This is a genomic window from Moorena producens 3L, assembly GCF_000211815.1.
GTDB lineage: Bacteria > Cyanobacteriota > Cyanobacteriia > Cyanobacteriales > Coleofasciculaceae > Moorena > Moorena producens.
The window spans coordinates 1-5,934 of sequence record NZ_GL890909.1 but is presented as its reverse complement, the minus strand read 5'-3'; the positions used below and the strand labels follow the sequence as shown (position 1 = coordinate 5,934).

Genomic DNA, 5,934 nt, shown 5'->3' with positions numbered 1-5,934 from the left:
ATTGCTATCGTTTTTACTTGTTCCATTCATCGGATTGTTTTGATGGTTTAGGGCAGTCCACTTTGCCTATTCCCTCCTCAGAGTTTACAACTGTCTGCAACAGAACGTTGTGAGGATAATCAGGAATCGAGTCTCGCATATACTAGTCAGATTGCGGCTTCTCCTTTAGACACTTTTTAAGGACTTTCGCTGCTGTTACCCATGTCATCTTCCCATTAGCGGCAGTGTCACGCATCTGATTCGTGTCTGATTCCGCCCTGTTGCCAGCGTCACTCTGCTAGGATGTCGCCTGCTCGGTGTGGCCAGATAGGGTGTCACATCTCTCCTGATGGGGTCGGATTTGCACCGCCATCCTGATGAATAGTTATAACCTTTGGGATGTTATTCCGCGAGTTACCTGAGTCATAACCTACTCTACTACGAGTTGCTCCTACTCAGAACAAGCCGCACGCTGCAGAGGAGTCCACTCGATAATTTCCGCATAACCAACTACATAGAGGCTATGCATGGTGTTGATTATGCCCTTGCGGGAGCCCTTCAAAATATGCTGAACCGGATATTTTTTGGGAAACGATTCTTGAGGTGCGACCCGTGGCGAATTTAATTCGCCAACGGAAAGCGCACCTGAGGATTATTACTAGGAGTTATATCCTCAGGATTAGTCTCTGGGTTTGGGCGAAATTCGGAATCCATAATGGTCACCTTTTGCTTGTTGTTTTATATTATAATCATAATGATTATAATATAATTTGTCAAGGGTTTTTAAAAATTTTTTTTGACAGCAAATTTCGCGCACCGCAAAGTTGAGTTAAAGTCCCCCAGAATTGGGGGATTTAGGGGGCAAATTCGTAAGTCCTAAAAATTAGAGACGCTCTATTGAACGTCTCTAAAAAGCTACTCTGTCTTGATGCAGTCGCTCATGGGGGAAACCCCCAAGACCGCGCTGCATCGCTTTTGGCGTTGCTTAATAATGGAATGATTTTAATACTTTTGTAGAATGGGCATCAAGCGTGGAATGGGCATCTTGGTAGAACTGGCATCTTGGTAGAACTGGCATCTTGGTAGAACTGGCATCTTGGTAGAACTGGCATCTTGGTAGAACTGGCATCTTGGTAGAACTGGCATCTTGGTAGAACTGGCATCTTGGTAGAACTGGCATCTTGCCAGTTTCATGCTTATTGTCGAGCGGGCAGGATGCCCACTCTACTCCTATTCATTCCAAGACTGACGCAACGCCAATAATCCTAATCTATGCCTTCAATTTTATCTTCAACCTCCTGATACAACTCGCGCAACAGCTGTAAATTACTCTCACTAGTTTCCCAATAGCCACGTCCATTAACTTCTAATAACGTAGACACTACTTTACGGAAGGAATTGGGATTCAAATTCATTAACCGCTGACGCATTTCTTCATCCTGGATAAAGGTAGTATTCACATCTTCATAAACCCAGTTATCCACTGCATCAGCCGTTGCACTCCAACCCATAGTATTCACTAAGCGTTTGGAAAGTTCACGGACCCCTTCATAGCCATGATTCAACATGCCTTCGTACCACTTGGGATTAAGTAACTTAGTCCGGGCATCTAAACGAACGGTTTCTGATAGGGTGCGAACCTGAGCATTAGCAGTAGTAGTATCAGCTATGTAAGCGGTTGGTTTCTTACCATCGTTCCGCAAGTTGGCTACTACCTTAGTGGGGTCAGAATCAAAGTAATGAGAAACATCAGTCAGGCTAATTTCCGATGAATCAAGATTCTGGAAGGTAACATCAGCGGTTTTCAAGGCAGACTCAAAAATCTGCTGACTCTGTTCCATGGTGCCTGGGTTATCGGAAGAGAAGGCAAAGGACTTGCGACTGAGATACATATTCTGTAACTCGGCTTCTTCTTCCCAGGTGCTGTTTTCGACAGCTAAATTAACATTGGAGGCATAGGAACCAGACGCATTGGAGAACACCCGAGTCGCCGCTTGCCGTAGATTAACCCCCATCTCTTGAGCTTGTTGCAAACTGTGTTTCCGCACAAAGTTCATTTCCAGGGGTTCATCGGCTTCTGCGGCCATTTTCACCCCTTGGTCTAGTAAATTCATCTGATTGATGAACAAATCCCGGAAGACACCGGAACAGTTTACTACCACATCAATCCGAGGACGACCTAACTCTTCTAAGGGAATTAGTTCTAATTTATTCACCCGTCCCAAGGCATCGGGCACTGGCTTAACCCCGACCATCCACAGAATTTGGGCTAGGGATTCCCCGTAGGTCTTAATATTATCGGTACCCCATAGTACACACGCAATGGTTTCTGGCCAAGCCCCATCATTATCTCGCTTTTGCCGTGCCAACAGTCGGTCTACTACAATTTTGGCAGATTTCACCGCTGCTAGGGTGGGAATGGATTGGGGGTCGAGGGCGTGAATATTCTTACCGGTCGGTAGCACATCGGGATTTCGGATCGGGTCACCACCAGGACCTGGCAGCACATATTCCCCATCTAAGGCTTGGAGCATTGCTCCTAGTTCGTTGTCTGCTACTATCTGCTCTAAACAGAATTCGAGATAGTCAAACAGAGGCTTGATCGCTTCGGAATCTACTTTGGTGTATCCTAAATTGTGCAAGGCTTCTACCCAGGGTTCTTTTTTACCAATATTGAGGAAGTTGAGTTTAGAGACTTTAGAGACTCGTCCATCGGTGTCGGTTTGAGCTTGAACCATAGCACTAACAGCAGCACGGGTAGCTTGGGTGATATCTTGCAACAATTCCACATCAGCTAAGATGCCTTGGTCATTGTTGCTGTAAATTTCATCAATATCTCGCTCAATACTGTTAGCAATAATCCGGGGTAAACCGATGATTTCGTCTTCGCTACGGTCTAAGTTAGCAATATTGACTAGCGTTGCGATCGCTTCTTCTGCGGTTGGTGGCTTACCAATCACATGCAACCCACAGGGTAACAACCTTGATTCAATTTCCATCAAGCGGCGGTACACCTGACCGACCAAAGTATCCCGTTCTTCGGCACTCAGCTCCTTGGCATCTTGCTCGGGCAAGGCAATATCTTGGTCAAGATTCACCAAGCGGCACTTATCCATAATGGTGTTAACAATGGGAACACCGCGCCCAGTATCTTTGAGAGTTTGATAAGACCCAATTAACTCACTGAGTTCCTTTAAGCCTTTATATAATCCAGCATTTTCTGCCGGTGGAGTCAGATAGGATATGGTTTCAGCGTAGCTGCGGCGCTTAGCAATAGTTGCTTCACTAGGATTATTGGCAGCATAGTAGTACAGATTGGGAATAGAACCAATTAAATTATCTGGATAACAGTCTCCAGACATCCCCATCTGTTTCCCTGGCATAAATTCTAGAGACCCGTGGGTGCCGAAGTGCAGCACCGCATCGGCTTGCCAGATTTGTTCTAAATAGGTGTAATAGGCAGCAAAGCCATGGTGAGGACTTGCGGAACGGGAGAACAACAGTAGCATTGGGTCTCCTTCATACCCAAAGGTAGGTTGTACTCCGATGAATACATTCCCAAATTGCTTGCCGTAGATTAACAAGTTTTGTCCATCACTATTAAGATGTCCTGGTGGTGGTCCCCAGTTTTCCTCTAAGCGACTGGAGTAGGGAGTAAACCGTTCATACTCCATCACCGACATCCGGTGAGCAATATTCAATTCTGGACTAGCGTACTGAGCTTGGGCATCATGGATCACCTCTTGCATCAGTGCCTCAGCGGATTCCGGCAAGTCTTGGACATCATAACCATTGTTGTTCAGGGCTTCCATCACTTTATAGATGGAACCAAATACATCAAGATAGGCCGCTGTTCCAACATTGCCTTTATCTGGGGGGAAGCTAAAGACTGTGATGGCAATTTTCTTATCAAGCTTGGGCTTACGGCGCAAATTCGCCCACTTCATGGCCCGTCGGGCTACTGATTCAATCCGGTCCTGTAACGCAATGGATTTTCCAGTTGCGCCATCCCGTCCGGATAGAATAATTGGTTCAATGGCACCATCCAGCTCTGGAATGGCAATTTGCAATGCTACTTGAATCGGGTGCAGTCCCAAGTCACTATTTTCCCATTCTTCCGTAGTTTGGAAGACTAAGGGAAGTGTAACCATATAGGGGCGATTGAGGCGTTTTAAGGATTCAATCGCTTTGGGATGGTCTTGCCGTGCTGGACCTCCTACTAGAGCAAAGCCGGTTAGAGATACCACCGCATCCACTAAGGGGACTACGGTTTTGCCATGTTCCTCAGAAAAATAGGTATCTACAGGTTTAGAGAAATCCAGACCACCAGCAAAGATGGGAATCACCCTTGCTCCCATCGCTTCGATTTCCTGCACCATGGCTACATAATGGGCATCATCCCCTGTCACTAAGTGAGTGCGTTGCAGGACTAAACCAATACAGGGAGCGAGGGGGTCTTTTATGTCTGTTGAGATATCCTGACGGCTACTATACCAGTTGAGGTATTCCTTGACATCTTCAAACATTTGCGGTGCTAGAGGATGCCAAACCCCCATATCTGGGTAAACCACTGGGTCTTTGAATTGGACAGAGGTTTCGCTGTTTTTCTTCTCTGTCTTAAATACATACTTATCTGCTAGCATCAGCAGGAAGTTTTCCAGGTTATCAGAAGATCCCCCCAGCCAATACTGGAAACTGAGCATGAAGTTGCGAGCATCCTGAGCTTTGTCCATGGGCATATACTTCAGGACTTTCGGTAAGGTCTGCAACAGCTTCAGCATACTGTCTTGGAAGGAAGACCCAGATTTTTTCTTGCGCTTACGCATGAATTGTGCGATCGCACTCTTGGATTGTCCCAAATTCGCCATGGAGAAGCTACCTAATTTATTCAGGCGCATCACTTTCGGCATTGATGGAAATACCACTGCGGCATCCAAGCGATCGCGATGGGGTTTTACAGCGGTGACTACCTTCTCGGCCAAGTCTTCTATGAAAATTAGTGACGCGATAAAGATATTCGCTTCTGCTATATCCCGTTTAAAGTCTTGATAGTTTTCTGGGTCACGCAGCTCCTCAATTAGGTAGCCGCTGATTTCAATAGCGATATCTGGTTGATTTTGATTGATTGACCGAACAGCAGCTGATAATGCACTCTGGTACTGCGGTTCTAGCACGACATAGACCACCTTCAGCAAATGACGCCCATTCAATGCTTCTGGGGTGATGTGTCTAATGGTGGACTTGACGTGAGTGAACATGCGGCTAGATCTCCTTCCTGATTATTCGTTGTCTGTGCCTTACCTTGAGTGGCGGTAAGTGGCTGATCACCTTTGATGGTTTTGATCGTATTTAGATTTTATTGATAGATGTCCTATCGAACCTCTCTACCAGTGACCACTCACTCTTGGTTGGGATGGTTTTGTTTTGCCAACTAAAGAGTTTCTATCAAAAAACGTATACTTTCAGGGAGTTACAGCCGTTATCTGATACAATTCGATATAAAAATTGCCAGTTTTTGTAAAATTACTTAACAATTACTGAAGTAGTAAATCTGTTGCCCTTAACAAAAATACAAAAAAAAAATCCTTGACAAAGGTAACCTTAGTTGTATATATAAGGATATTTTATCGATTTATAAAACTATTACTTATCGTTCCTCCTTAATTATTGCTTAAGATTTTGTGGTCAGTGGTCAGCAGTCAGTGGTCAGCAGTCAGCAGTCAGCAGTCAGCAGTCAGTGGTCAGCAGTCAGTGGTCAGCAGTCAGCAGTCAGCAGTCAGCAGTCAGCAGTCAGCAGTCAGCAGTCAGCAGTCAGCAGTCAGCAGTCAGCAGTCAGCAGTCAGCAGTCAGCAGTCAGCAGTCAGCAGTCAGCAGTCAGCAGTCAGCAGTCAGCAGTCAGCAGTCAGCAGTCAGCAATCAGCAGTCAGCAGTCAGCAGTCAGCAGTCAGCAGTCAG

General features: G+C 45.7%; 3 protein-coding genes. 1 reads left to right on the top strand and 2 read right to left on the bottom strand.

Features of this window, described 5'->3' with window-relative positions; all coding sequences use genetic code 11:
- Positions 1–981 precede the first annotated feature (981 nt).
- Complete coding sequence (locus tag LYNGBM3L_RS14280) at positions 982–1,173, bottom strand: hypothetical protein (RefSeq protein ID WP_044493219.1); 192 nt, start codon at positions 1,171–1,173, stop codon at positions 982–984.
- A gap of 71 nt (positions 1,174–1,244) precedes the next feature.
- A complete protein-coding gene (locus LYNGBM3L_RS14275) occupies positions 1,245–5,237 on the bottom strand; it encodes a magnesium chelatase subunit H (protein ID WP_008184371.1) in 3,993 nt (1,330 codons plus the stop codon).
- 409 nt (positions 5,238–5,646) lie between these two features.
- Here LYNGBM3L_RS14275 and LYNGBM3L_RS43540 point away from each other — a divergent pair.
- Positions 5,647–5,934 (top strand): hypothetical protein (locus LYNGBM3L_RS43540; protein ID WP_193374702.1); only part of this gene is annotated, 288 nt, incomplete at its 3' end.

What these genes read in the sequence shown, in the direction of transcription:
- LYNGBM3L_RS14280 (WP_044493219.1), bottom strand. Translation starts at nt 1,173, where the DNA reads ATGAAACTGGCAAGATGCCAGTTCTACCAAGATGCCAGTTCTACCAAG.
- LYNGBM3L_RS14275 (WP_008184371.1), bottom strand. Translation starts at nt 5,237, where the DNA reads ATGTTCACTCACGTCAAGTCCACCATTAGACACATCACCCCAGAAGCA.